Origin of the sequence: Delftia sp. Lp-1 (genome assembly GCF_020523835.1) — a bacterium.
Lineage (GTDB): Bacteria > Pseudomonadota > Gammaproteobacteria > Burkholderiales > Burkholderiaceae_C > Comamonas > Comamonas acidovorans.
This window is the reverse complement of record NZ_JAJALJ010000004.1, coordinates 13,085-38,345: the sequence shown is the minus strand read 5'-3', so window position 1 is coordinate 38,345 and position 25,261 is coordinate 13,085. Positions and strand designations below refer to the sequence as shown.

Genomic DNA, 25,261 nt, shown 5'->3' with positions numbered 1-25,261 from the left:
ATAGGAGCCATGCGGAGCGGCGGTCGTGTTTTCTGTAACCAATGCCCGGTGCCTCTAAATTTTCAGGCATTGCAGCCGAAGAACAAGACATCAAGGAAACGAACATGTACACATCGCTCAACCGCCGTGCTGCAAGTGCCTACGCCCAGGTTGGCGTCCAGTCCTCCGTGGACGGCGCATCGCCCCACCAGCTGATCCAGCTGCTGTTCGATGCGCTTGAAAAAGCGCTGAACGCGGCCAAGGGAGCCATGCAGCGTGGCGACATCGGTGAGAAGGGTGTGCAGATCGGCAAGGCCGTGCGCATTCTGGAAGAAGGCCTGAAGGCCTCTGTCAATCCCGATGAAGGTGGCGAGCTGGCCCAGAACCTGATTTCCGTCTACGACTACAGCATCACCCAGCTGACGCTGGCCAATCTGCGCAACGACACAGCGCTGCTGCAAAGCGCGCAGGATGTGCTGGCTCCGATTGCCCATGGTTGGCGCGACATCGCCAACACGCCAGCCGTTGCCGGGACCTAGAAATGGAGCTGACATTGATTGACTTTTACCGTGCCATAGAAGACAGCAGCGCCAAGATGCTGCAGGCCGCACAGAACAAGGATTGGGAGGGGGTGACGCGCTACGAGGGCACTTGTGCCGTGCTGATCGAGCAGCTGCGGCTCAAGTCGCATGAGGAGCCGCTGGCGCCCGATCAGCGCAAGGAGAAGGCCCGCATCATGCAGCGTATCCTGCGCAACGATGCCCAGATCCGCACGCTGGCCGAGCCCTGGCTGGCACAGTTCGAGCACATGTTCGACGGCCAGCCTCACGCCATGCATTGAGCAGGGCAGATCGGCAGGAGTTGCATCCGCAGCCTTCCTGCCGGCCAAAAAAAAGCCGCCTGATGTTCAGGCGGTTTTTTTATGGGCGGAATCTGCGGATGCCAGGGGCGGCTGAGGCTTCCCACCCGGCCGCTGTGGACTGATCAGGCCGCAGGCGCGGGCTGCACCTGCAGTTCGCTGAGCATGCGCAGCAGGATACGGTTCACGTCCTCGATCTCGAAGGCGTGTTCTTCGCGCAGCTGGCGAATCGGTGCGGGATCGTCGGACTCCAGCGCAATGGCCATGAGCAGGGCCGGCGCGTAGGGGCCGGTGCGCGTCACGGCGGCGTCGAAGACGCGCTCGGACACGGGAATGCGGCGCAGCGCGGTGGGCAGGGGCTCGCCCAGCAGCTGGTCCAGCTGCGAGAGCAGGCCCAGCAGATAGACCTCGCGCTGCAGGTCGTGGCTGATGCCGGCCTCGATCAGTCGCTCGGTCAGGCTGGCGCGCAGCCGGATGGCGGTGCGCACGGGCACCAGGCTGGGCTCGGTGCAGGCGTGGGGCAGCTGGTCGGACAGCCAGCGCTGCAGCGTGCCGTATCCCAGCATCACCAGGCCGCGGCGCAGCGAGTCCACATTGCCCCGCAGGCCCAGGGCTGCGGAGTTGGTGTAGAGCATGAAGCGATAGGCCAGGATGGGGTCCTCGCCCAGGATCTGCTCGAAGGCCTCGATCGATTGCTCGGCATCGACGGCGCGCATCAGTGCGAGCACGGTGTCGCGGCTGGGCAGGGCGGCGTGATGGCGCTGGGCATGCAGCGTATCGGCCACGGGCCAGCCGGCGATGGCGCCCGCATGGAAGCTGTCCAGGCACAGATCGGTCAGGGCCAGGCTGTCCAGCCCCTCGTACATCTGGCCGCCCAGAAGTTGCAGGGGCGGCAGGGTGGGCGCGGGCCTGGCGGCCTGCTTCAGGGCCTGCAGCTTGGTCGGTGCCTGGGCTGCCTGCGCGGCCTGTTGCAGCGCAAGCGCTGTCTGGTTTTGCATGCCCGAGGCGCCTTCGGGCGGCAGGTGCAGCAGGCTGCTGGCAAACCAGTGGGCGGCCTGGGCGTCGGGCACATCGGACAGCGGCCCGCGCCACACCAGCATCAGGCCGCGCGCATGCGCCTGGCGCACCAGGTCGTAGATGGCGGAGTCCTGCAGCCAGTCGCCGCGCACTTCGATCCAGGGGCTGCCCTTGGAGGCGTTTTCCAGCAGGTCGCACAGCACCTGGCGCGACTGGGGCGACAGCAGTACCGGCGGCGACTGCGTGCCCCAGGTCTCGCGCAGTATGCGCAGCAGGTGGGCCACGTCGGCCTGGACGCCGGGTTCCTCGTGAAGATAAAGCTGCACGCCCGCCAGACGGCGGGCCTGGTTCCAGAGCGGCCTATAGCCGAGGGTCAGAGAGCTCAGGACGGACTGGACCATGGATGCATGCGCGGGTGGCTATCAGTTGATGAAGTTGAACAGTGACAGTTTCTGGATCGAGGCATAGGACTGCAAGGCAGCCTGCATGCCCACCTTCTGCATGTCCACATCGGAGAGGGCCTTGATCATATCGATGTCTTCGGCCCGCGAACGCGCCGCTTCCTGCTGGTCCGCCTGGTTCTTCATGTCGTCTTCAAGGCGGTCGGCGCGGTTGAGCTGGTCGCCGGCGAAGCTGCGCATGGCCTGGACGCGGCTCATGCCGGCATCGAGTTCATTGAGGCCGCGGCCCAGCGCCTGCTGCATGGCGCCGGCATCGGTGGCGCCGTTCTTCACGCCCGCGATCACGTTGTCCAGCACGCTGAACAGGTCGGTGCGCTGGCTGGGGCCCAGCGTGAAGCTGTCGCCCGTGGCCAGGTTGCCCGAAATCTTCATCGACATGCCGCCCACGGTGATGCTGTCGCCGGCCGTGTAGGGAACGGCCGCACCGGTCGTGCCACCGGAGGTGACGGTGTAGCTCAGGGCGCCCGTCGTGGCGTCCTTGGTGAAATTCAGGGTGTAGCTGGCGCCCGTGATGGCGCTGGGGTCCGACACCGTGCCCAGGTCGGCATAGGCCGAGCTGCCCGTGGGCGACTGGCGCGACACGGCGAAGACGCCGTTGCCCGTGGGCACGTTCATCCAGGTCGCAAAGCCGTCCAGAGCCAGCGGCAAGCCGTTCTCGCTGCCCGTGGCCTGGCCTGGCTGCAACTGGGAGTTGGCGCCGGGGGTGTTGTTGACAAGAGGATCTTCCTTGCTGCCCAGCCCGCGGAAGATGGGCAGGCCGTTGGAGTCCTTGGCATTCGCGTAGCTCAGCACCTGGTTGCGCAGGCTCTCGAGCTGCTGCACCAGCGCATCGCGCGCCTTCTGGTCATAGGAGCCATTGCCGGACTGCAGGATCAGGTCGCGGAAGTCCTTGAGCGCGTCCTGGGCCGTGCCCAGCTTGGATTCGCCCTGGGCCATCACATCGCGCTGCAGGCCCAGCACGCGCTGGTCGTTTTCGGAGCGGGAGATGCGCGTGAGTGCGCGTTCGGCCTGTGCGGCGGCCACGGGGTCGTCGCTGGCGCGCACCACGCGCTTGCCGGAGGTGGTCTTTTCCATCAGGTCCACCAGACTCGTGTTGCGCGAGTTCAGGTTGTTGATGGTGCTTTCGTACATGTTGGCCGTGCCAATGCGGGAGATGCTCATGGTGGAATGCTCCTGTCCTGTGATCAGCGGCCCACGGTCTGCAGAACGCTGTCGAAAATGCTTTGCGCGACCTGCAGCATCTTGGCCGAGGCCTGGTAGGACTGCTGGTACTGCAGCAGCTTGGCGGCCTCTTCGTCGAGGTTCACGCCCGAGACGGCCGTGCGGTCCGCCTCCAGGTTCTTGGCAATGGTCTCGGACAGCTTGGCCGCGTACTGCGCGCTCTGCGTGCGCGTTCCGACCTGGGCCATGGCAGTGGAAAAACCGTCGCTCAGCGTGGTCGAGCCATCGAAGAGCTTGCTGTCGCGCAGGGCCAGGAAGGAGCTGGCATTGCCCGCATCGCGCTGATAGGCCGTGCCGTATTGCGGGTCGGTGGCCTTGCCCAGCGTGACCTTGTCGCTGGTGGTTCCGTTGATGGCGGGCGTGCCGGTGATCTTGACCTGCAGGCCCGGTGCCAGCTGGATCGGCTGGCCGGAGGTGTAGAGGCCGGTGGCGGGAATGCCGCCTGCGGGTGCCGGGGTGATGGTGTATTCCAGCTGACCGGTGGCGTTCTTGCTGAACGACACCTCGGCGCCAGCAAAGCCTGCCATGTTGAAGCCGGCACTGACCTGGATGCCGCCCATTTGCAGGGTGGCGTCGCCCAGGGATTTGATGCTGGCCGCCACGGGGTTGGCCACAGCCAGGTCGTTGGGCGAGTGCACGGCGGCCTGGATGTCGTGGGCGCCCGCCGCCATGGGGCGGAACAGCACGGTGTTGCCCGACACGCCTTCGGCCTTGAGGTCGAAGCGCAGGCCGTCGATCTCCTTGGAGCTCAGGTCGGCCATGTTGGTGAAGTCCGTGACCTTGCCGTCCGACAGGCGGATGACCTTGCCAGCTGGGGCCGTGCTGCCGAAGACGATCTGGTAGTCGGATGCCTTGAGCTGGCTGGAGTCGACCACCGTGGTCGTCGGCGTGGTGGCGCCTGTCCACTGCGCGCCCGTGGTCGAGCCGTTGCTGACCATGGACAGCTTGAACAGATTGCTGCCGCTTTGTCCCGACAGCGTCAGGCCCAGGTTGTTTTGCTCGTTCAGCGAGTCGCCAATGGCCAGGGCCATGCGGCCCAGCAGGTTGCGGCCCTCGGTCAGGTCGCTGCCCTGGAACTGCAGCAGGCCGGCGATCTCGCCGCCACCCAGCATGGAGGGCGTCAGTTCCACGTTCTGGCCGCCGGGCTGCTGGAAGTACAGGGCCATCTTGCCGCTGCCCGGGAACTCGGTGGCTTCCTTGAGCGTGAGCTGGGCGGAATTGGGTCCCAGCACCAGCGGCTGGCTGCCGCCCACGAACAGGCTGATGCTGCCGTCGTCCGCAGGGATCTGGCTGGTCTGCACGTATTTGTTGATGTTGCGCACCAGCTGGTCGCGCTGGTCCAGCAGGTCGTTGGGCGTCTGGCCCGAGGCGATGGAGCGGCTGATCTGCGCATTGAGTGTGGCCACCTGGCCGGCCAGGCTGTTGACCACGGTCACATCGTTGCCCATCTGCTGCTTGGCGCTGTAGTCCAGCTCGTCCAGCTGGGCCGATGCCGAGCGAAAGCGCGCCGCCAGCTCGTTCATGCGCGTGAGCACCACCTGGCGCGCCGACGGGTCGGTGGGCGCACCGGCCACGTCGCCGAACGAATTCATCATGTCGGTGATCGCCGCGCCCAGGCCAGTCTTGCCGCCGCCGAACACTTCCTGCATCTGCGCCAGCGAGGTGGCACGTGCCGAGTCGGCCGCCGACACGGCGCTGGCCGTGGCTGCCTGGCGGTTGAGCAGGTCATTGAAGTTGCGCAGGATGGTGTTCACATCCACGCCATTGCCGATGTAGCCGCTGCCCATGTTCTGGCCCGGCGAGGTCTGGAAGGCCACGCTCTGGCGCGAATATCCGGCCGTGTTGACGTTGGCGATGTTGTGGCCTGTGGTCTGCAGGGCGATCTGGTTCGCCATCAGGGCGCGGGACCCGACGTTCAAAAGGCTCATGACGTGTTCTCTGGTTAGGCTTGGGCACGTGCCGCGCTCTGCACGGCGCTCTGGATGGCGCGGCTGAGCTTGCTGGCGTATTCGGGATCGGTGGCGTAGCCGGCTTTCTGCAGCTCGGTCGCATAGGCCAGGGCCGAGTCGGTCTTGCCCATGGCTTTCTCGTAGCGCGGATTGCTGGTGATCAGGCGCGCGTAGTCGCGGAAGGACTCCTCGTAGGAGTCGTAGGCGCGGAACTTGGCCGTGACCTTGCGCGCCACGCCGTCGATGTATTCGGTGGTCGTGACCTCGGCGACCTTGCCCGTCCAGCCCCTGCCGGCCTTGATGCCGAACAGGTTGTGGGCATTGCTGCCATTGGCATTCTTGATTTCGCTCTTGCCCCAGCCGGTCTCGTGTCCGGCCTGGCCCAGCATGAAGGCGGCCGGAATGCCGCTTTCCTGCGCCACGCGTGCAGCGGCGTCGCCATGGTGGGCGACGAAGTTGTCACGACCCTTGGGCGCGGGCGCGTAGGCGTTGACGGACTGGGCCGCGCTGCTGCGGCTGCCGCTCCAGGCACCTGTGGTGCCATTGGCGCTGCCGGCCGTGCTGCGCCAGGCGATGCGGCTCATGCTCAGTGTGGAGGGCACGGAGATCTCGGCATCCTCGGCGGCTTCCGAGCCCATGGTGCGGGCCAGCTGGCGCGTGATGGCATCCGACAGGCCGCCGGGCTGGCCCGACATGGCCACCGACAACTGCTGGTCCAGCATGTCGGTGCTGAGGTTGCCCTGTGCGCTGTCCAGCAGGCCGGACTTCATGGTGGCCTCGCGCATGCTCTTGATCATCTCGCGCATGAACAGCGATTCCAGCTGCTTGGCGGTTTCCTTCGCGGCCTGCGGACTGTTCTCGCCGGCCGCGAATTTGAGTGCGTTGAGGGACCGGGCGTCGGCCGCCAGCGCATTGCTGGCCGCAGTCTGCGATCCATTGGGAAGTGCGATGCTCATATCACCTCCAGTTCGGCGTTGAGGGCGCCTGCTGCCTTGATGGCCTGCAGGATGGCCAGCAGGTCCTGGGGCGTGGCGCCCAGCGTGTTGAGTGCGCGCACCACGTCGGTCAATTGCGGGGAGCCGGGCATGTTGATGATGTTGCCGGGCTCCTGCTTGATCTGGATGTCGGACTTCTGGGCCACCACGGTCTGGCCCTGCGAGAAGGCGCCGGGCTGGCTGATCACCGGCGTGGTGCTGATGGTGATGGCCAGGTTGCCATGCGCGATGGCGCAGGGGCCCAGGGTCACGGCCTGGTTGAGCACGATGGAGCCCGTGCGTGCATTGATCACGACCTTGGCCGAGGGCTTGGAGGTCTCGATCGGCATCTCCTGGATCTCGGCGATCATGCGCACGCGCGATCCCGGGTCCTGGGGCGCGGACACGCGCACGGTGCGCCCGTCCAGCGCCTGTGCCACGCCCTGGCCCATGCGCTGGTTGATGGCGCGCACCACCTTGTCGGCGGTCTGGAAATCGGTGGCGTTCAGGCCCAGCGTGATGCTGTCGCCTTCGTTGATGGGGGTGGGTACGGCGCGCTCGACCTGGGCGCCCTGCGGCACGCGGCCGGCGCTCAGGTGGTTGATCTGTACCTTGGAGCCGCCGGCCGAGGCGCCGGCGCCGCCGACCACGAGGTTGCCCTGGGCCAGCGCATAGATCTCGCCATCGGCGCCGCGCAGCGGCGTGGCCACCAGGGTGCCGCCCTTGAGCGACTTGGCATTGCCCACGGAGGAGACCACCACGTCGATGGCCTGGCCCGGCTGGGCAAAGGCCGGCAGTTCGGCGGTGACGATCACGGCCGCCACGTTCTTGAGCTGCAGCTGGCCCGAATTGCCTGTGGCGGGCAGCGAGATGCCCATCTGCTCCAGGTAATTGGCCAGGGCCTGCTTGGTGTAGGGCATCTGGGTGGTCTGGTCGCCCGTGCCGTCGAGGCCGACCACCAGACCGTAGCCGGTCAACTGGTTGCTGCGCACGCCCTGGATGGCAGCGACCTCTTTGATGCGTGTTGCATGCGCCGGCAGGGTCAGCATGCTGGCGCCAAGGGCGGCTGCAACCCAGAAGGGGCGCTGCGCTTGGCGCAATGTCAGGAGCATGGACAGTACTTTCATGCTGTCCATTCTCCGGAGAATCAGAACGGCATAACGTTCAAAAAGAACCGGGACAACCAGCCAATTGACTGCGCTTCCCCGGCCTGTCCGCGGCTGCGCGATTCCACGCGCACATTGGCCACCTGGGTCGATGCGACCAGGCTGCCGGGCTGCATCGTGCGCGGGTCCACCGTGCCCGTGAAGCGCAGCACATCCACGTTGTGGTTCACGCCGATCTGCTTTTCTCCGGCGATCACCAGATGGCCGTTGGGCAGCACATCGACCACCGTCGTGCTGATGGCGCCCGTGAACGTGTTGTCGCTCGACGTCGAGCCCGAGCCCGTGTAGTCGTTGTTGTTGTTGAAACCGATGTTCGAGCGGTCCTTGAGATTGGCCAGCGCATTGCCCGAGAACAGCGGCAGCGCAGAAATCCCCGCCGTGGTCTTGTTGGAGCGCTTCAGGCCCGAATCCGACTTCTGGCTGGCCGTCACGCGCTCCACGATCTGCACCGTCACCATGTCCCCCACCAGGCGCGCGCGCCGGTTCTCGAAACCGGGACGGTAGCTGGCGGCATTGAACAGGCTGCCCGTAGGGCTGCCCGCCACGGGCGCGGCCGGCATCAGCACCGGAGGCGCAGTGGACGGCATGTCCACCGGCGGCGGGTCATTGAGCGTCGTGCAGCCCGACAGGACTGCCGCCAGCGCCAGGCATGTGCCCGTCGCGGAAAGGGAGAAGATTCGTTGGGTCATGGCGATGTTCCCGGGTTCAATGGTTCATGGCTGCGCATGCAGACCCCACCCTCGAGAACTGGCATGTCCCAGCCCAGGGACACCGAGGAAGGGCCGCCCCGCACCGAGGGTGTCGTCCCCCTCCCGCGCAGCGAGAGAGGGGGAAGCGGCGAAGCCGCTCAGGGGGAGAGATCGATTACAGCTGCGCGAGTTTGGCCAGCATCTGGTCCGACGTCGTGATGGCCTTGGAATTCATTTCATAGGCGCGCTGGGTCTGGATCATGGTCACCAGCTCCTGCACCACGTTCACGTTCGAGCCTTCCAGGTAGCCCTGCTTGATCATGCCCATGCCGTTGACGCCGGGCTGGCCCTGCTGGGGCTGGCCCGAGGAAGCGGTCTCGGTGAACAGGTTCTGGCCACGCGGCTCCAGGCCGGCCGGATTGATGAACTGGCTCATCGCGATATTGCCCACCTGCTGGGGCGCGGCCTGTCCGGCCATGGTCACGCTGACCACGCCCTCGGGGCTGATCGACACCTTGGTCGCGCCCTGGGGAATGGTCACACCGTTGGCGATGGGCATGCCGCTGGCAGTCACCAGCTGGCCCTGCGCATCGACCTGGAAGGAGCCGTCACGGGTATAGGCCGTGGTGCCGTCGGGCATGTTGACCTGGAAGAAGCCGTTGCCGTCGATGGCCACGTCCAGCGCATTGTTGGACTGCTGCAGGGCGCCCTGCAGGAAATTGCGCGAGGTGGCCACCGTGCGCACACCCAGGCCCAGGTGCAGGCCCGTGGGCAACTGGTTCTGCTCGGTCGTCTGCGAACCGGACTGGCGCAGGTTCTGGTAGATCAGATCCTCGAACACCGCGCTGGCGCGCTTGTAGCCCGTGGTCGAGACGTTGGCCAGGTTATGGGAAATCACGTCCAGCTGGGTCTGCTGGGCTTCCATGCCGGTCTTGGAGATGAACAGTGAATTGATCATGGCGTTTTCCTTCAGTTTTCCGTGGCGACTTGCGCCGTCTCAGCGTTTGAATCCTTGGCACATCGCGCGGGACTGGCACGATCCAGGCCAGGGACGCCTAGCAACGGCCGCCCCGCAGCGAGGGCGTCGTCCCCCTTCCAGGGGGAAGCGGCGCAGCCGCTCAGGGGGTGATCTGTCTCAGCCGTTCATGCTCAAGAGTTGGCTGGCCGTCTTGTCATTGGTTTCTGCCGTCTGCAGCAGGCGCATCTGGGTCTCGAACTGGCGGGCGGCGGCAATCATGCCGACCATGGTCTCCACCGAGTTCACGTTCGAGCCTTCGATGGCGCCGGACAGCAGGCGTGCGTTCTCGTCGTTGGGCAGCGGATCGCCGTCGCCCGTGCGGAACAGGCCGTCATTGCCGCGCACCAGCGCGGCGTCCTCGGGCGGCGTGGCCAGCTTGACGCGGCCCACGGCCACGGGCAGCTGGTTGCCGGTCTTGGCGGTCAGCGTGCCGTCCGAGCCCAGCGTGATCGTGGATTCGGGGGGAATGTCGATGGGGCCGCCGCCGTCCGACAGCACGGCCTGGCCGTTGCTGTTGACCAGCTGGCCCTCGGGGGAGACCTCGAACACGCCGTTGCGTGTGTAGGCCTCCTGGCCATCCAGGCCCTGGACGGCGAACCAGGCGCGGCCCATGGCCATGGCGTCCAGTGCGCGGCCCGTGCGCTGGGTGGGTCCGGGCGTGTCCACGTAGCCGGAGGTCGCCTCCAGCGCGAACACGCGCGTGCCCGCGCCGCTGCCCTGCAGGGGCACGGAGCGGAAGGTGGACATTTCGGCCCGAAAGCCATTGGTGCCGGCATTGGCCAGGTTGTGGGCCAGCACGGACTGACGCTGCGCCGCTGCGTTGGCGCCCGTCATGGAGGTGTAGATGATGCGGTCCATGCCGGCTCTCCTGACTCAGTTCTTGGCTATCAGCGCAGGTTCACCAGGGTCGAGAAGACCTGGTCCTGGGTCTTGATGGTCTGGGCATTGGCCTGGTAGGCACGCTGCGCGGTCATCATGTTCACCAGCTCGGCGGTCAGGTCCACGTTGGAGTCTTCCAGCGCGCCCGAGCGCAGCGAGCCGAAGGTGCCCGACTCGGCCGTGCCGTTCAGCGCCGGGCCCGAATCCGAGGTCTCCACCCACTTGTTGTCGCCCACGGCGCCCAGGCCCTGGGTGTTGGTGAAGGCGGCCAGGGCCAGCTGGCCCTCGGTGCGCGTCACGCCGTTGGAGTAGGTGGCCACGATGGAGCCATCGTTGCCGACATTGATGCCGGTGAGCGCGCCTGCGGTGTAGCCGTCCTGCTTGAGGCTGCTGACCGCGAACTTGGAGCCGAACTGCGAGACGTTGGAGAAGTCCAGCGTCACGCCCGCCGTGCCGTTGATGGTGCCGGGCGTGGGCGCGTTGGGGTTGCTGCTCTTGATCTGCGCCGTCACGGGGCTGCCGCTGGTGATCTTGCCGGAGGCATCGAACACCAGGGTGGTCAGCAGGGTGGCGACCTTCGGGGGCGATGCCGTCGGATCGTCCAGGCCGTCGTAGACCTTCCAGGTGTTGGCGGCCGTGTCCTTCTCGAAGTACATCTGCACCGGCGTGGGCACGCCCTGGCTGTCATAGACGTTGATCGAGGTGCCATAGGTGGCGCGCGGCGTGGCGGGCACGGGGGGCGTGGCGGTGGAGTTGCCGGCTGCGGGCGTGGCGCGCGCATCGAGGTTCAGCGACACGTCGATCTTGGTCGTGGTCTTGGCAGCGATCGGCTGGCCCGAAGGAAAGACCATGGGCACGGGCTGGCCGCCGGCCAGCACCTTGCCCGTGGTGGCGTCCACGGGGTAGCCCATGACGTTGTCGCCCTGCACGGTCTTGAGGTTGCCCTGCTTGTCCAGGCCGAAGTTGCCGGCGCGCGTATAGGCCGTGCTGCCGTCGGGCTGGCGCACGACGAAGAAGCCGTTGCCGTTGATGGCCACGTCCAGGTTGTTGCCCGTGGTGGTGATCGGGCCCTGGCGGAACTGCTGGGTCACGGCGGCCACATTGACGCCGATGCCGCTGTTCTGGCCGCTGGCCGAACCCACGGCGCTGGCCACGGCCTCGGCGAACTCGGCGCGCGAGGACTTGAAGCCCGTGGTGTTGGCGTTGGCGATGTTGTGGCCGATCACGTCCAGGTTCTTGCTGGCGGCGTTCAGACCCGAGAGGCCTTGTTGGAATCCCATGGTGTGCTCCTGCGATGTATTTGGGTGGATGGTGCGGGGGTCAGTACACGGCCTTGACGGAGGCGTAGGCGACGTTGGTGCCGTCGTCCAGCTCCAGCGTCAGCTTGCCGTCGGTGGTGCCTGTGGCGAGCACCGCATGGGGCGACAGCGTGGTCGAGGCCACGACCGTGTCGGCATTCGTGGCCTGCACCGTGTAGCGCAGCTGGCTGGCGTCGCCCGTGTACTTGCTGCCGTCCCAGGTGAAGTAGTTGCGGCCAGCGGTGCCGCTGCCCAGCTCGACGGTGTCCACCAGCTCGCCGCTGGCGGTGGTGATCTGCACCTTCACGTCGGCGGCCGGGCCTTCGAGGTCGAAGGCAGCCGTATAGGACTTTTCCTTGCCCACGCCCAGGGTGTTGCCTTCGGTCAGCACGGTGCGGCCGATCATCTGCGTGCCCTGCAGCACCTGCATGGCGGTGAACTGGCCGGCCATGCTTTCCATGGTCTTGTTCAGCTGCTGGATGCCGGTGACGGTGTTGATCTGCGCCATCTGCGAGGTCATCTGCGCGTTGTCCATGGGATTCATGGGATCCTGGTTGTTCAACTGCGCGACCAGCAGCTTCAGGAAACGGTCCTGCGCCGCCGCGGGGTCGGTGGTCGAATTGCTCGTGGCGGACTTGTTGTTGATGTCGGCCGTGCTGGCGACGCTGCCTGCGCCATAGATCATGGGAGTGGCTCCTGGAAAGTGGTGCGGACGGGGCTCACTGGCCCATCTGCAGGGTTTTGAGCAGCAGCGACTTGGTCGTGTTCATGACCTCGACGTTGTTCTGGTAGGAGCGCGAGGCCGAGATCATGTTGACCATCTCGTCCACGGCGCTGACGTTGGAATGCGTCACATAGCCTTCGGCATCGGCCAGCGGGTGCTGGGGGTCGTGGATGCGGCGGCCGGGCGTGTTGTCCTGGCTGATGGCGCTGACGCGCACGCCCGAGGAGCCTTCCTCGCCCATGGCCACGGTCTGGAAGACCACCTGGCGCGCCTGGTAGGCCTTGCCATCGGGGCCGGCCACGGCATCGACGTTGGCCAGATTCGAGGCCACGACGTTCAGGCGCTGCGATTGGGCGCTGACGGCACTGCCGGAGATGCTGAAGATGGAGAACATGGACATGGGAAAGCTCCTGTGATCTGTGGCGCCGGCTTACTGGCCCTGGATGGCCGACAGCATGGTCTTGGCCTGGCCGTTCAGAAAGCGCAGCGTGGCCTCGTAGCGCACGGCGTTGTCGACGAAGTTGGCGCGTTCGCGGTCCAGGTCCACGGTGTTGTTGTCCATGTTGGTCTGGGCCTGCACCGAGTAGCCGAGATGGCTTTGCGCGCTCTGCCCCGAGGCGGCGGCAGGCAGGGGAATGTGTCCGCCCTGGCTGACGCTGGCCAGCGTCATGGGCGAGGGGCCGGAGGTAACGGCCGTCAGCGCCTCGCGGAAATTGAAGTCGCGCGCCACATAGCCCGGGGTGTCGGCATTGGCGATGTTGCTGGCGATTGCACGCTGGCGCTCGGCGCGCAGCACCAGCGCCTTGCTCTGGAAGTCCAGTCGTTCAGTCATCTTGTCGAGCATGTCGGCCTCGCCCTCTGGGATTTGCGGTGATCGGTTGACGAAATGGCGGCAGCCCACGGACTGCGGCATGCGTCGATTATGGAAATCGGGCCCGAACGCTAAAGCGCGAAGAAAGCGCGTTTGCCTGCGCAGTTCGGCGCTTCGGAAAAGAGCGCTCGCCCTATATTTGCTGGCATCGCTCCAGGTGTCCCACCCATCCTGACGGGAGGCCGGAGCAAGTCAGGAGCCACAGCCATGCCGAACTTCAGCACCGCCCATTCGCCATCCGCCGTCCGAGCCCTCGCTCGCGCCGCCGCATGCGCTGCGCTTGCCGCTGGAGCGTCGCTGGCAGGCCCTGCCTTCGCGCAGAACGCTCCTGACGGTGCAGCCCAGCTCAGCCAGATCGGCCAGCGCTTTGCCGACGAGGCCCTGCAGCAAGGCATGGCCGGCGCGGGCGCCTTGCCCCTGCGCATGGAAGTGCAGATGGGCCAGCTCGATCCCCGCCTGCGCCTGGCTGCCTGTGCCAAGGTCGAACCCTATTTGCCCGCAGGCTCGCGCCTGTGGGGCCGTACCCGCCTGGGTCTGCGCTGCCTGCAGGGCGCCGTGGCCTGGAATGTGTTCCTGCCCATCACGGTCAAGGCCTGGGGGCCGGCCTGGGTGCTGCAAAACGGCGTGCCTTCGGGCCGCCCGCTGTCGGCCGACGATGCCGTCCAGGCCGAAGTGGACTGGGCCGAGGAATCGGCCGCCGTCTACGCCAACCAGCAGGACTGGGTGGGTTTGGTGGCTTCCCGCCCGCTGGCCGCAGGCCAGGCGCTGCGCCAGAACATGCTGCGCACGCCGGCCCTGTTCGCGGTGGGTGCCGAAGTGCGCGTTCTGGTCAATGGTGGTGGTTTTTCCGTCACATCGTCGGGCAAGGCCATGTCGGCCGCCGGCGAAGGCCAGACCGTGCGGGTTCGCATGGATAATGGCCGGCTCATCTCCGGGGTGGTGAATCCCGAGGGCGTGGTGCTGGTCCAGTAAAAAAACCTCAAGTTTTGTTCCAGGCAGTCGAAAGCTAGGCACAGCGCCTCACGCCGCCAGGGCGATTGGAGAATCAAGATGAAGATAGGTCAAAAACCGGAACTGCCCGCCGCTGCCTCCCAGGCCGCCGCCAAGCAGCCCAAGACAGCCAGCACCATTGCCACCGAGGAATCCTCCGCCCAGGCCCAGCCTGCCAAGGCGGCCGGTGTTCCCGTGTCGTTCTCGACCTCGGCCCGCGCACTGGACCAATCTGGTCGCGCCACGGCCGACTTCGATGCCAACCGCGTCAAGGAAATCCGCGAAGCCATTGCCAACGGCACCTTCCGCGTGAACGCCGACGCCGTGGCCGACAAGCTGCTGGCCAACTCCGAAGAATTCCTCTCGCACTCGCGCGTCTGAGCGCGGGTTCGGTTCTTTCTCGGTTTTTTCCTTCCGGCGCGAGCACGCGCTTTCTTTTTTCAGCAAGGCCTGTCCCATGACTCTCAGCGAGATGCTCGATTCCCTGGACGCGGTGGTCCGGATGGTGTCCGCCTCGCTGCAATCGAAGGATGCGGTCGCGCTGGAGCAGTCCAGCACCCGGCTGCGCGATGCCATGGCGGCGTTCTCCGAACTGGCCCGGCGCTTCAGCGCGGCCGACTGGACGCAGGAGCTGCGCGAACGCGCCCAGGCGCTGGGCGAGCAGATGGCCATGCAGCGCGACCAGCTGGCACGCATGGCCGTGGTGGCCCAGAGCCAGGCGGCGGCGCTGATTCCCCAGACTTCGGACCAGGCCACATATGGACGCGACCTGTATGGACATCCCCATGCCGGACCGGGCAAGGCGCGCATCTACCACTCGGCCAGCTGAAGCCGCGTCCCTTTTTTCTCTCTCTTCTCGCTTCTTTCTTCCCGCTGCTCAACCCTCCGGCATCCGTGCCCGAGGGTTTTGTCTTTTCCGGGCTGGGATTCGGCTGAATGAATCGGCGCAGCGGGCGCAGGCACGGCTGGAGCTTGGGCGTACCCATCCATGCGCGGGATGAGGCTGCGCTTGGTCAAAGAGTTGGAGGCGGGGGAATGCTGGATGGCCGTGCGCAGGAAGGGCGGCCAGGAATGAGGGACGGCCGGAGGCCAGATCCGGGGAAAACGAAGCAAGGACCCTGAAGACGGCAAGATCCGAAATGCGCGGAAATGACGCTGCCGTGCAATGGCAATGCAAGCGCAATGCAATCGCAATGGCGCGCGCAAATCCCGTTCGGTCTGCGGTCTGCGATCCGAGGAGGCAAAAAGGGTCCGGCCAGGGCCGGACGTCCTCACACCTGCATGTTCATCACGTCGGTATAGGCCTGCACGAGCCGGTTGCGCACCTGCATCGTGGCCTGGAAGCCGATCTGCGCCTTTTGCATGGCGATCATGGTTTCTTCGAGGCTGACGGCCGGGTTCTCCAACTGCACCTCACGCTGCAGCTGGCTGGAGTTGTTCTGGGCTGAACTGACGGACTGCAGCGCGCCTTGAAGGGCCTGGCTGAAGCCGCCAGCCGCCACTTTGGTCGATGCGTCGCCTGCGCCCACGCCTTTGGGGAGCTGGGTGCCGTACAGGGGAGAGGTGGTACTGGGGATGCGAAGGTCCATGACACATTCCATCGGAGTTAGCAAGATGACGAGATCGTAGGGCGGCAGGGTTTTCGCATCGCGGCAAATAGACGGCCAAACGGCGCGCTTATCGGGCGAATGTGAAGCGGCGGACTTCGAATAATCGACAGCACGCTAGGGTCCTGTGTGTGCAGGGCTCGAACACCTGGAACCAAGATGTCTGCTGTCGCTGAAATCCCTGTCCCTCAAGCCACTCCCGTGCCCCAGCCCGCCTTGCAGCAGCGCTGGACGGCCATGGACCGTGGCGCGCGCCTGCGTTGGGGCGCGATCGCCGTGCTGCTGGTCGTCGCCCTGGGTGCGGCGGCCATGTTCTACCGCCAGCCGGACTACAAGGTGCTGTTCTCCAACCTGAGCGACAAGGATGGCGGCGCCATCGTCGCCCAGCTGTCGCAGATGAACGTGCCTTACCGCTACACGGAAGGCGGCGGTGCCATCCTCATCCCGTCCGACCGCGTGCACGATGTGCGCCTGAAGCTGGCCACCCAGGGCCTGCCCAAGGGTTCGGTGACGGGTTTCGAGCTGATGGAGAACAGCAAGTTCGGCATCACCCAGTTCCAGGAACGCCTCAATTTCCAGCGCGGCCTTGAAGGCGAGCTGACACGTTCCATCCAGGCCCTGGCCGCCGTGCAAAGCGCACGCGTGCACCTGGCCCTGCCCAATCAGAACGGCTTTTTCCGCGAGCAGCAAAAGCCCTCGGCCTCGGTGCTGCTGAGCCTGTACCCGGGCCGCGTGCTGGACCGCACGCAGATCGCGGGCATCGTGCACCTGGTGGCCTCCAGCGTGCCCGAGATGGCTCCCACGGCCGTGAGCATCCTGGACGACTCGGGCAAGCTGCTGTCGCAGTCGCCCGACGGCAACGCCAACGCCGTGGACATGCAGCAGCTGAACTACACCCAGCAGATCGAGCAGCAGTACGTGCGCCGCATCCTGGAGATCCTGGAGCCCGTGGTCGGCAAGAACAATGTGAAGGCGCAGGTCTCGGCCGAGATGGATTTCAGCCAGACCGAATCGACTTCGGAGCAGCACCGCCCCAACCAGTCCTCCGACGCGGGCGTGGTGCGCAGCCAGCAGGTGGTGGAAAGCTCGGGCGAGCAAAAGCCGCCCCAGCCCACGGGCATTCCCGGCGCCACCAGCAACCAGCCGCCCCAGAACGCTTCCGCGCCCGTCAACGGCGCCAATCCCGCGCCCCAGGCGGCCGACGGCCAGAACGCCGCCCGCGCTGCCAGCAAGCGCGAGTCCATCACCAATTACGAAGTGGACAAGACCGTGCGCCACACACGCGGCAGCACGGGCAGCATCAAGCGCCTGACGGCCGCCGTGGTCATCAATGCGCCCCTGGTGGCTGCCCCTGCGCCGGCCGCTGCCGGTGCGGCCGGTGCGGCAACCGATGCAGCCACCGTCGCTGCCGCCGCACGCGGCCTGACGGCAGCGCAGCAGGCGCAACTGCTGACCCTGGTGCGCGAGACCGTGGGCTACAGCGCCGAGCGCGGCGACTCGGTCAACCTGGTCAGCACGCCCTTTGTGCAGGACGAAGTGCCCGCCGATGTGCCGCTGTGGCGCCAGCCCGAAGTGCTGGCCATGGCCCGCAGCCTGGGCGTGCCCATCGGCCTGGCCCTGTTCGGCGCCATCTTGCTGCTGGGCCTGGTGCGACCCATGCTCAAGGGCCGCAAGACGGTGGCCGTGGGCGGACAGCTCAATGCCATCGAAGGCGAGCAGCTGGACCGTCCGGCGCTGGCTGCACCCGCTGTCGATCTTTCGCCCACGCAGGAGCAAGTGCGCCTGGAGCAGGCGCGCCAACTGGCCAAGCAGAACCCGATCGCGGTGGCCAACATCGTCAAGACCTGGATCAACGGCGAGGCCACCTGAGCCTCTCAAAACACGGATTGCTGAGATATGGACGAACGAGGCCTGAACGACGCCGCCATCTTGCTGGTCTCCCTGGGCGAGGAGGAAGCGGCCGAGGTGTTCAAGCACCTCACCCCGAAGGAAGTGCAAAAGCTCGGCGAGACCATTGCGCACATGCGCGGTGTCTCGCGCGAGAAGGTGGACTTCGTCATCAACCGCTTTGCCGATGACGCGGCCGCGCAAAGCCTGCTGGTGGACGACGCCAGCGGCTATGTGCGCTCGGTGCTCAAGCGCGCCCTGGGCGACGACAAGGCGGCGCTGCTGATCGACCGCATCCTGCAGGGCGGCGATGTCTCCGGCATCGAAAGCCTCAAGTGGATGGACCCGCTGTCCGTGGCCGAACTGCTGCGCGGCGAGCATCCGCAGATCGTGGCCGCCATCCTCGTGCACCTGGAGCACGAGCAAGCCGCTGCCGTGCTGATGCAGCTGCCCGAGCGTTTCCGCAGCGAAGTCATGCTGCGCGTGGCCACGCTGGAAGGCATTCAGCCGACCGCGCTCAAGGACCTCAACGAGGTGCTGTTCCAGGTGCTGGCCGGCGGCGACAAGATCCGCAAGACCTCGCTGGGCGGCGTCAAGACGGCGGCCGAGATGATCAACAACCTCGGCGGCAATGCCGACGTGGCCGTGCTGGACACCATCCGCAACTACGACCCGGACCTGGCCCAGAAGATCATGGACAAGATGTTCGTGTTCGACGACCTGGTCAAGCTGGACGACCGCTCGGTGCAGCTGGTGCTGCGCGAGGTGGTGTCCGAGACGCTGATCATCGCGCTCAAGGGCGGTTCGATGGAAGTGCGCGACAAGATTCTGGCCAACATGTCCATGCGTGCCGCCGAGTCGCTGCGCGAGGACCTGGAAGGCCGCGGCCCGATGCGCCTGTCCGAAGTGGAAGCGCAGCAAAAGGAAATCCTGAAGGTGGTGCGTCGCCTGGCCGAAGAAGGCCAGATCACCATCGGCAGCGGTGCGGAAGACAGCTATGTCTAACGGCATGAACTCGCGCTTCATCCCTTCCGAGGAGATCGACGAGCGCCAGGTGGTGCAGTGGCGCTTCGGCGCCGTGGACCACATGGGCGGCCTGAAAAGCCTGCCCAGCCTCGCGGGGCTGCCGGACATCCAGGGTGCGCCCGCCGCATCCGGTGCACAGGCTGCGCATGGCGGCGCGGGCATGGCCCGCGCGCCTGCCTCCTCGTCGGGCTTTCACAGCCTGTCGCTGCCCGGCCGCTCCGATGCGCCCCGGCTGGAGGCCGACTCCATGGTGCTGGATGTCGAAGCCGACACGCCGGGCGCCCCGGCCTCCACCGCCCCCGCAGTGGATGAGGAACAACTGCATGCCCTGCTGGAACAGGCACGCGCCGAAGGCCATGCCGAGGGCCTGGAGCAGGGCCGCCAGGAAGCCCAGCAGCAGTGGCAGCAACACATGGATGACTATGTCTCCGGCACAGGCCGCGAGACGGCGCAGCGCGTGGACGTGCTGCTGTCCGGCCTTGATGCCGGCTTCAAGCAGCTGCAGACGGATGCAGCGCAGGAACTGCTCAACCTGGCCTGCGACATTGCGCGCCAGGTGGTCCGCCAGGAGCTGCGCAGCCAGCCCCAGGCCCTGTTGCCCGTGGTGCGCGAGGCGCTGGACATGCTGGCCGCCGACGGCCGCGCCGCCACCGTGCGCCTGAACCCCGCCGACTTCGCCGTGCTGGACGAGGCGCTGCGCGCCGAGCATGGCGCCCAGTCCAAGGTGCAGTGGATCAGCGACGCCTCCGTCGCTCAGGGCGATGTGCGCGTGGAATCGGGTGGCGCCCAGGTCGATGCCGGCATGGACAAGCGCTGGCGCCGCGCCGTGGCCGCGCTGGGCCTGGTCTCCACCTGGTATGACGGAGAACGCGATGCCGGTTGACGCCCCGCTGGCCGACGCCGCCCAACTGACCTCCGAGCCTGCCGCCAAGCCCTGGCAGCAACTGCTGTCCAATGCCCGCGCCCGCCTGCAGGGCGACATTCCCCTGGAAACCCACGGCACGCTCACGCGCCTGACCGGCCTGGTGCTGGAGGCCACGGGCCTGCAGGTGCCCGTGGGCTCGCAGTGCTGGATACGCCAGCAAGGCCAGGACCCGGTGCTGGCCGAGGTTGTCGGCTTTGCAGGCGAGCGTGCGTTTCTCATGCCTGCGGGCGACATCCAGGGCCTGTCCAGCGGCGCCATCGTGACGCCGGCCGAACCCTTTGTCGCACCGCTGCGCTTTGGCGACGGTGTCGAGCCGCCCGTGTCCCTGGCGGCCGGCGTGCTGCGCCTGCCCATTGGCAGCGGCCTGCTGGGCCGTGTCGTGGATTCGCAGGGCCAGCCCCTGGACCATGGCGGCCCGCTGGCCGACGTGAGCGCCGATCTGCTGGACCGCAACCCCATCAACGCCATGGACCGCGACCCGGTGCGCGAGACGCTGGACACCGGCGTGCGCTCGCTCAACGCCCTGCTCACCGTGGGCCGGGGCCAGCGTCTGGGCCTGTTCGCGGGCTCGGGCGTGGGCAAGTCTGTGCTGCTGGGCATGATGGCGCGCTACACCCAGGCGGACGTGATCGTGGTCGGCCTGATCGGCGAACGCGGCCGCGAGGTCAAGGAATTCGTCGAGGACATCCTCGGCGCCCAGGACCGCAGCCGCGCCGTGGTCGTCGCCGCGCCGGCCGATGCGCCGCCGCTGCTGCGCATGCAGGGCGCCGCCTATGCCACGGCCATTGCCGAACATTTCCGCGACAAGGGCCAGCATGTGCTGCTGCTCATGGACTCGCTGACCCGCTATGCCATGGCCCAGCGCGAGATCGCCCTGGCCATTGGCGAGCCGCCGGCCACCAAGGGCTATCCGCCGTCGTGCTTTGCCAAGCTGCCGGCCCTGGTCGAGCGCAGCGGCAACGGCCTCAACGGCGTGGGCTCGATCACGGCCTTCTACACCGTGCTGTCCGAAGGCGATGACCAGCAGGACCCTATTGCCGACGCGGCGCGCGCCATTTTGGACGGCCACGTCGTGCTGTCGCGGGCGCTGGCCGAGTCGGGCCACTACCCGGCCATCGATATCGAGCAATCGGCCTCGCGCGTGATGCACAACGTGGTCTCGCGCGAGCACTTCGAGCTGGCACGGCGCTTTCGCGCTGTCTATTCGCGCTACCAGAAGGGGCGGGACCTGGTCCAGGTCGGCGCCTACATGGCGGGCTCGGACCCGCAGATGGATGAGGCGATACGCCTGCAGCCGGCCATGGCGGCCTTTCTGCAGCAAAGCATGTTCGAGTCGGCTTCCATGGACGAGAGCATCTCGGGCATGGCTGCCGCACTCGGTGGGCAGTGACGCGGCGACGCGGCACTGCCAAAACGCGACCAACGCGATAACGAACACAGGGAGGAAACCCCGGTATGTCGTCCTTGAATGCCTTGATGGTGGCCATCGATGCCGCGTCGCGCAAGCGTGACGAGGCGCGCCAGGCGGTGCAGGAGCGCCTGCGCTCGCAGCAGGCCGCGCAGACGCAAATGGAACAGCTGCAGCACTATGTGCAGGAAATGCAGACGCGCTGGGGCGCGCAGGAAAACCAGTCCGTGCAGCCCGAGGTCATGTTCCACCAGTACCAGTTCATGGACCGCCTGCAGCACGCCATCGGCCTGCAGACGCGGGTGCTGGCCGACCTGGCGATCCGCCTGGAGGCCGCGCAAAAGGCCTTGATGGCCTGCGAGCTGCGGGTCAGCAGCCTGCGCAAGGTCGTCGAGGTGCGCCGCCGCGATCTGGCGCTGAGCCAGATGCGCCGCGAGCAAAAGGAGACCGATGAACGTGCGGCCATCCAGTTTTTCCGTCGCAGCTTCGGGCTGACATTCCAGGAGGCTTGACGCATGTCCACCAACCAGATCGAACAGCGCGCCGATGCGCGCAGCGCCATGCAGCGCGCCATGGAAGGCGTTCGCTCAGCGCGCGGCACGCAGCCGCCCTCCAACGACCAGGCCGCAGGCTTTTCTTCGTTGCTGGCAGCGATGGACGGCATTGGCGGATTGCCGGCGCTGGCCTCGGGCGCCCTGGGCCAGGCCTTGGGCGAGGACGGCAGTGCCGCTTTTTCCGCGCTGTCCAGCCTCAAGGGCGCAGCCAAGGACGGCCTGAAGGATGTCGCAGACCTGCTGGCCGATCCCGGCCTGGCGCAGGGCCTGCTGCAGCAGCCGCAACTGCCGCTGCAACCGCAGGCGGAGCCGACCGATATGACCACCTCGGCGCAGGCCGATGCCATGGCGCTGGCTGCCAACGGCCAGGCGCCCTGGCTCAGCCTGGTCGGGCAGACCGCCCATCTGGACGGCAAGGGCGACCGCGACATGCTGCAAGGCGTGGCGGGCGACTGGCTGTCCGGCCGGGGCAGCGCCGCCATGATGGCCCTGCGCCAGGAGCAGGGCGCCGTGGCGCACGCGGCCTTCCTGGCACCGCAGTCCGCAGCCGGTGATGCCGCGGGCACGGCGCTGGCCACGGCCAGCGCCAATGCTGCGGCCTTGGCTGCCGCTGCGGACCCCAATGCAGCCGGGGCCCTGACCGATGGCGCTGCGCGCCGTACCCAGGCACAGGCCCAGGCACAGGCCCAAGCCGCCGATGTGCTGGCCGCCGTGCAGTCCGATGCGGCACTGACGGCCGCCGCCGCACGCACGGCAACCACCGCCCAGGCCACGCATGAACACACGCCCCAGGCCCTGGCGGGCGGTGTGCGGCAGGACGTGGCCCTGGCGTCGGGCATTGCGCTCAACGGCATGGCCGCAGTGCGGCCCGAAGAATGGCGTGGCCTGTTCGAGCGAGCCCGTGAAGGCGGCACCGCCTCCACGGAGTCGGCGGCGAACGGACTGCACGGCGTTGCGGCTGCCGTGGGCGCGGCCCATGCCGGCCAATCCCTGGGCCAGCAGGCGGCCGGCCAAAATGGCGCGGCCTTTGCCCAGCCCGATGCCCAGGCCCAGCCGGGCAACTCCACCGAGCGCGAGCAGCAGGTGTCCGAGCAGGTGGCCTTCTGGGTCCACAACAAGAACCAGAACGCCTCGCTGTCCGTGGAGCATGAGGGCCGGGCCATCCAGGTGCAGGTCAGCCTGCAGGGCAACGAGGCCCATGTTCGCTTTGGCGCCAGCGAAGCCCAGGCGCGTGACTGGCTGGGCAATGGTGCCGACCAGCTGCGCGAGCTGCTGCAGGCCCAGGGCCTGCAACTGGCCGGCGTCAGCGTGGATGCGGGTGGCCAGTCCGGCAGCGGCGATTCGGCAAGACAGGGGGCGGACGCCCAGGCGCGCCAGGGCCGCGTGAGCGCCATGGTCGATGCCGCCGGTGTCACGGGCGGCAATGGTGCCGCACAGGCCGGTGGTGGCCGCGCGGCAGCGGGCGGGGTGGATCTGTTCGTCTGATTCTTCCTGCGCTTCTTGCGGGGCGGCGCATGCGCCGTTTCAGGGTTTTCAGAACAGGCCGGGTGGTGACAAGCTGCCCGGCCTGTGGCGTTTGAGGGCCATCAAGCCAGCGAGAAACCGGGGTTTCATGCGCTTATTCAGGCCATGGTCCGGGGTCCAATCGCCGAATAATTCCTGCCATGGGCCTGCTGCGTCATGGCGCCGCGCATGAAGCGCGTGCGCGTGGCGGTCCCGCTCACCCAGAGGAATTCCAGTGTCTGCCACACCCAATGCCGCCAACAATGCAGCTCCCGCCCCGGCCAAGGGCAAGAAGCTGATCGTGCTGATCGTCATCATTGCCGTCCTGGCCATAGGCGCGGCCGCTGCCTTCATCCTGCTGTCCAAGCGCCACAGCAGCGGCGATGAGGAAGAAGGCAGCGCCAGCAAGGCGGCCGTTACCGTGCCCACCTTCCTGCCGCTGGACAACCTGGTGGTCAATCTGTCCGATACGGGCGGCGACCGCTTCGTGCAGATCGGCATCACGCTGGAGCTGGCCGACGAGAAGACGGCCACCACGGTCAAGCAATACCTGCCCAGCATCCGCAACGGCATCCTGATGCTGGTGTCCCAGCGCACGGCCGAGGAGCTGCTGGAGCGCGAAGGCAAGGAGCGCCTGGCCGCCGACGTGCTCAACGAAGTGTCGGCCCCGCTGGGCTACGGCAACCAGGCCAAGGCCAAGAAGCGCAGCCGCGACGAGGACGCCGAGGACGAAGACGGCGAGCGCCGCCGCTCCTCCGCTGGCAAGAACCCGGTGCGCCGCGTGCTCTTCTCCAGCTTCATCATCCAGTAACCGGGGAGGCCAGGCGCCATGAGCGATTCGTTTCTCTCCCAGGAAGAAGTCGATGCCCTTTTGGAGGGTGTGACCGGCGAGAGCCAGAAATCCACGACCGAGGAGGTCGAGGCGGGCATCATCCGCCAGTACGACATCTCCAGCCAGGAGCGCATCGTGCGCGGGCGCATGCCGACGATGGAAATCGTCAACGAGCGCTTTGCCCGCAACTTCCGCATCGGCCTGTTCAACTTCATCCGCCGCAGCCCCGAAGTGTCCGTGGGCACGGTGTCGGTGCAGCGCTACAGCGCCTTCCTGCGCGAGCTGGTGGTGCCCACCAACTTCAACATCGTCGCCATCCGTCCGCTGCGCGGCAGCGGCCTGGTGGTCTGCGACCCCTCGCTGGTGTTCGGTGTCATCGATACGCTGTACGGCGGCACGGGCCGGCTGCAGACGCGTATCGAAGGACGTGACTTCTCGCACACCGAGCAGCGCGTGATCAACCGCCTGGTCAACGTGATCTGCGAGGAATACAAGAAGGCCTGGCACGGCATCTATCCGCTGGAGCTGGGCTACCAGCGTTCGGAGATGCAGCCGCAGTTCGCCAACATCGCCACGCCCAGCGAAATCGTCGTGTCCACGGCCTTTCAGCTGGAGATCGGCGACATCTCGGGCTCCATCCACATCTGCATGCCCTATGCAACGCTGGAGCCCATCCGTGATGTGCTGTATTCCTCGACACAGGGCGACTCCATCGAAGTGGACCGCCGCTGGGTCAAGGTGCTCAAGCGCGAGATCCAGGCCGCCGAGGTGACCCTGGTGGCCGAACTGGCACGTGCCGACGCCACGGTGGAGCAGCTGCTGGCCATGCGCCCCGGCGATTTCATCGAACTCGACCGCGAGCCGCTGATCCGCGCCTCCATTGGCGGCGTTCCGATTTTCGAGTGCCAGTACGGCACTCACAACGACAAGTACGCAATCCGCGTCGAGAACTGCCTGCGTGGCGCCGACGCTGGCTGGATGGGAGAAAACAATGGCAACTGAAGATACGCAAAAGCCCGCTGGCGATGATCCGTTCTCGGGCTGGGCAGAGGCATTGGACGAGCAGCGCGAGCGCGACGCCAAGCTGGAAGAGGAGCAGGGCGGTCCGCTGACAGGCGAGCCCGTGCGTCCCTACGCCGGTGGCGCCGATGTGCCGGTCAACGACATCAACATGGTGCTGGACATCCCGGTGCAGCTGTCGGTGGAGCTGGGCCGCACCAAGGTGCCGATCAAGTACATCCTGCAACTGGCCCAGGGCTCGGTGGTCGAACTCGACGCACTGGCCGGCGAGCCCATGGACGTGCTGGTCAACGGCTACCTGATCGCCCAGGGCGAGGTGGTGGTGGTCAACGACAAGTTCGGTATCCGCCTGACCGACGTGGTCACGCCGTCCGAGCGCCTGCGCCGGGTCAGCCGTGGCTGAG

At 66.8% G+C, this 25,261-nt stretch carries 27 protein-coding genes; 14 read left to right on the top strand and 13 right to left on the bottom strand.

What is annotated here, in order from left to right; all coding sequences use genetic code 11:
• Positions 1-104: 104 nt before the first annotated feature.
• The gene (fliS, locus tag LGR64_RS25370; protein WP_071953706.1) at positions 105-518 is read left to right on the top strand and encodes a flagellar export chaperone FliS; all 414 of its coding nucleotides are present in this window, start codon (positions 105-107) and stop codon (positions 516-518) included.
• A 2-nt stretch (positions 519-520) separates the two neighbouring features.
• Entirely contained in the window at positions 521-820 is a 300-nt protein-coding gene (locus tag LGR64_RS25365; protein ID WP_141832586.1) for a flagellar protein FliT, read from the top strand.
• A 143-nt stretch (positions 821-963) separates the two neighbouring features.
• On the opposite strand, the gene LGR64_RS25360 is transcribed toward LGR64_RS25365, so the two are convergent.
• From LGR64_RS25360 to flgB, 12 genes are all read right to left on the bottom strand, one after another.
• Positions 964-2,256 carry an HDOD domain-containing protein gene (locus LGR64_RS25360; protein ID WP_034398042.1) on the bottom strand — a complete coding sequence of 431 codons (1,293 nt, stop codon included), beginning with the start codon at positions 2,254-2,256 and terminating at the stop codon, positions 964-966.
• Between the two features lie 21 nt (positions 2,257-2,277).
• Positions 2,278-3,477 (bottom strand): flagellar hook-associated protein FlgL, encoded by a 1,200-nt coding sequence (gene flgL / locus LGR64_RS25355; RefSeq protein ID WP_071953705.1) that lies wholly within the window; start codon positions 3,475-3,477, stop codon positions 2,278-2,280.
• 23 nt (positions 3,478-3,500) lie between these two features.
• The gene (flgK, locus tag LGR64_RS25350; protein ID WP_230357284.1) at positions 3,501-5,465 is read right to left on the bottom strand and encodes a flagellar hook-associated protein FlgK; all 1,965 of its coding nucleotides are present in this window, start codon (positions 5,463-5,465) and stop codon (positions 3,501-3,503) included.
• Positions 5,466-5,479: 14 nt separating this feature from the next.
• Positions 5,480-6,442, bottom strand: a complete 963-nt coding sequence (gene flgJ, locus LGR64_RS25345) for a flagellar assembly peptidoglycan hydrolase FlgJ (protein WP_230357282.1) — start codon at positions 6,440-6,442, stop codon at positions 5,480-5,482.
• On the bottom strand, positions 6,439-7,587 hold the full coding sequence (locus LGR64_RS25340; protein WP_012202558.1) for a flagellar basal body P-ring protein FlgI: 1,149 nt from the start codon (positions 7,585-7,587) through the stop codon (positions 6,439-6,441). Before LGR64_RS25340 ends, flgJ begins: the two co-directional genes overlap by 4 nt.
• Before the next feature lie 20 nt (positions 7,588-7,607).
• A complete protein-coding gene (locus tag LGR64_RS25335) occupies positions 7,608-8,315 on the bottom strand; it encodes a flagellar basal body L-ring protein FlgH (protein ID WP_063327631.1) in 708 nt (235 codons plus the stop codon).
• 175 nt (positions 8,316-8,490) lie between these two features.
• Positions 8,491-9,273: a flagellar basal-body rod protein FlgG gene (gene flgG / locus LGR64_RS25330; protein ID WP_013800362.1), complete on the bottom strand. Its 783-nt coding sequence runs from the start codon at positions 9,271-9,273 to the stop codon at positions 8,491-8,493.
• 177 nt (positions 9,274-9,450) lie between these two features.
• Complete coding sequence (locus LGR64_RS25325; RefSeq protein WP_013800363.1) at positions 9,451-10,191, bottom strand: flagellar basal body rod protein FlgF; 741 nt, start codon at positions 10,189-10,191, stop codon at positions 9,451-9,453.
• A 29-nt stretch (positions 10,192-10,220) separates the two neighbouring features.
• Complete coding sequence (gene flgE, locus LGR64_RS25320) at positions 10,221-11,492, bottom strand: flagellar hook protein FlgE (RefSeq protein ID WP_013800364.1); 1,272 nt, start codon at positions 11,490-11,492, stop codon at positions 10,221-10,223.
• A 40-nt stretch (positions 11,493-11,532) separates the two neighbouring features.
• On the bottom strand, positions 11,533-12,195 hold the full coding sequence (locus tag LGR64_RS25315; RefSeq protein ID WP_012202563.1) for a flagellar hook assembly protein FlgD: 663 nt from the start codon (positions 12,193-12,195) through the stop codon (positions 11,533-11,535).
• A 34-nt stretch (positions 12,196-12,229) separates the two neighbouring features.
• Entirely contained in the window at positions 12,230-12,634 is a 405-nt protein-coding gene (gene flgC, locus LGR64_RS25310; protein ID WP_012202564.1) for a flagellar basal body rod protein FlgC, read from the bottom strand.
• 30 nt (positions 12,635-12,664) lie between these two features.
• Positions 12,665-13,078 carry a flagellar basal body rod protein FlgB gene (gene flgB / locus LGR64_RS25305; RefSeq protein WP_013800365.1) on the bottom strand — a complete coding sequence of 138 codons (414 nt, stop codon included), beginning with the start codon at positions 13,076-13,078 and terminating at the stop codon, positions 12,665-12,667.
• 234 nt (positions 13,079-13,312) lie between these two features.
• Between flgB and flgA the strand changes: the two genes are divergently transcribed.
• From flgA to LGR64_RS25290, 3 genes are all read left to right on the top strand, one after another.
• Complete coding sequence (gene flgA / locus LGR64_RS25300) at positions 13,313-14,077, top strand: flagellar basal body P-ring formation chaperone FlgA (protein ID WP_013800366.1); 765 nt, start codon at positions 13,313-13,315, stop codon at positions 14,075-14,077.
• A 78-nt stretch (positions 14,078-14,155) separates the two neighbouring features.
• A complete protein-coding gene (gene flgM / locus LGR64_RS25295) occupies positions 14,156-14,476 on the top strand; it encodes a flagellar biosynthesis anti-sigma factor FlgM (protein WP_012202567.1) in 321 nt (106 codons plus the stop codon).
• A gap of 76 nt (positions 14,477-14,552) precedes the next feature.
• Positions 14,553-14,924 (top strand): hypothetical protein, encoded by a 372-nt coding sequence (locus LGR64_RS25290; RefSeq protein ID WP_012202568.1) that lies wholly within the window; start codon positions 14,553-14,555, stop codon positions 14,922-14,924.
• Positions 14,925-15,366: 442 nt separating this feature from the next.
• Here LGR64_RS25290 and fliE read toward each other — a convergent pair whose 3' ends face one another.
• Positions 15,367-15,684: a flagellar hook-basal body complex protein FliE gene (gene fliE, locus LGR64_RS25285; RefSeq protein ID WP_013800367.1), complete on the bottom strand. Its 318-nt coding sequence runs from the start codon at positions 15,682-15,684 to the stop codon at positions 15,367-15,369.
• 177 nt (positions 15,685-15,861) lie between these two features.
• Here fliE and fliF point away from each other — a divergent pair, with 177 nt between their 5' ends.
• The 9 genes from fliF (at position 15,862) to fliN (ending at position 25,260) form a co-directional block, all read left to right on the top strand.
• The gene (gene fliF / locus LGR64_RS25280; RefSeq protein ID WP_063327630.1) at positions 15,862-17,571 is read left to right on the top strand and encodes a flagellar basal-body MS-ring/collar protein FliF; all 1,710 of its coding nucleotides are present in this window, start codon (positions 15,862-15,864) and stop codon (positions 17,569-17,571) included.
• Between the two features lie 27 nt (positions 17,572-17,598).
• Entirely contained in the window at positions 17,599-18,594 is a 996-nt protein-coding gene (gene fliG, locus LGR64_RS25275) for a flagellar motor switch protein FliG (protein ID WP_012202571.1), read from the top strand.
• Positions 18,587-19,498 carry a FliH/SctL family protein gene (locus LGR64_RS25270; RefSeq protein WP_230357280.1) on the top strand — a complete coding sequence of 304 codons (912 nt, stop codon included), beginning with the start codon at positions 18,587-18,589 and terminating at the stop codon, positions 19,496-19,498. Before fliG ends, LGR64_RS25270 begins: the two co-directional genes overlap by 8 nt.
• A complete protein-coding gene (fliI, locus tag LGR64_RS25265; protein WP_230357279.1) occupies positions 19,488-20,930 on the top strand; it encodes a flagellar protein export ATPase FliI in 1,443 nt (480 codons plus the stop codon). Before LGR64_RS25270 ends, fliI begins: the two co-directional genes overlap by 11 nt.
• Positions 20,931-20,995: 65 nt before the next feature.
• On the top strand, positions 20,996-21,460 hold the full coding sequence (fliJ, locus tag LGR64_RS25260) for a flagellar export protein FliJ (protein ID WP_012202574.1): 465 nt from the start codon (positions 20,996-20,998) through the stop codon (positions 21,458-21,460).
• A gap of 3 nt (positions 21,461-21,463) precedes the next feature.
• Positions 21,464-22,987, top strand: coding sequence for a flagellar hook-length control protein FliK (locus tag LGR64_RS25255; RefSeq protein ID WP_230357277.1), 1,524 nt, complete (start codon positions 21,464-21,466; stop codon positions 22,985-22,987).
• A gap of 253 nt (positions 22,988-23,240) precedes the next feature.
• Complete coding sequence (locus LGR64_RS25250; RefSeq protein WP_012202576.1) at positions 23,241-23,816, top strand: flagellar basal body-associated FliL family protein; 576 nt, start codon at positions 23,241-23,243, stop codon at positions 23,814-23,816.
• 18 nt (positions 23,817-23,834) lie between these two features.
• Positions 23,835-24,839, top strand: a complete 1,005-nt coding sequence (gene fliM, locus LGR64_RS25245) for a flagellar motor switch protein FliM (protein ID WP_012202577.1) — start codon at positions 23,835-23,837, stop codon at positions 24,837-24,839.
• Positions 24,829-25,260 (top strand): flagellar motor switch protein FliN, encoded by a 432-nt coding sequence (fliN, locus tag LGR64_RS25240; RefSeq protein WP_012202578.1) that lies wholly within the window; start codon positions 24,829-24,831, stop codon positions 25,258-25,260. The genes fliM and fliN overlap by 11 nt, the downstream gene beginning before the upstream one ends.
• The last annotated feature ends 1 nt before the right edge of the window (position 25,261 follow it).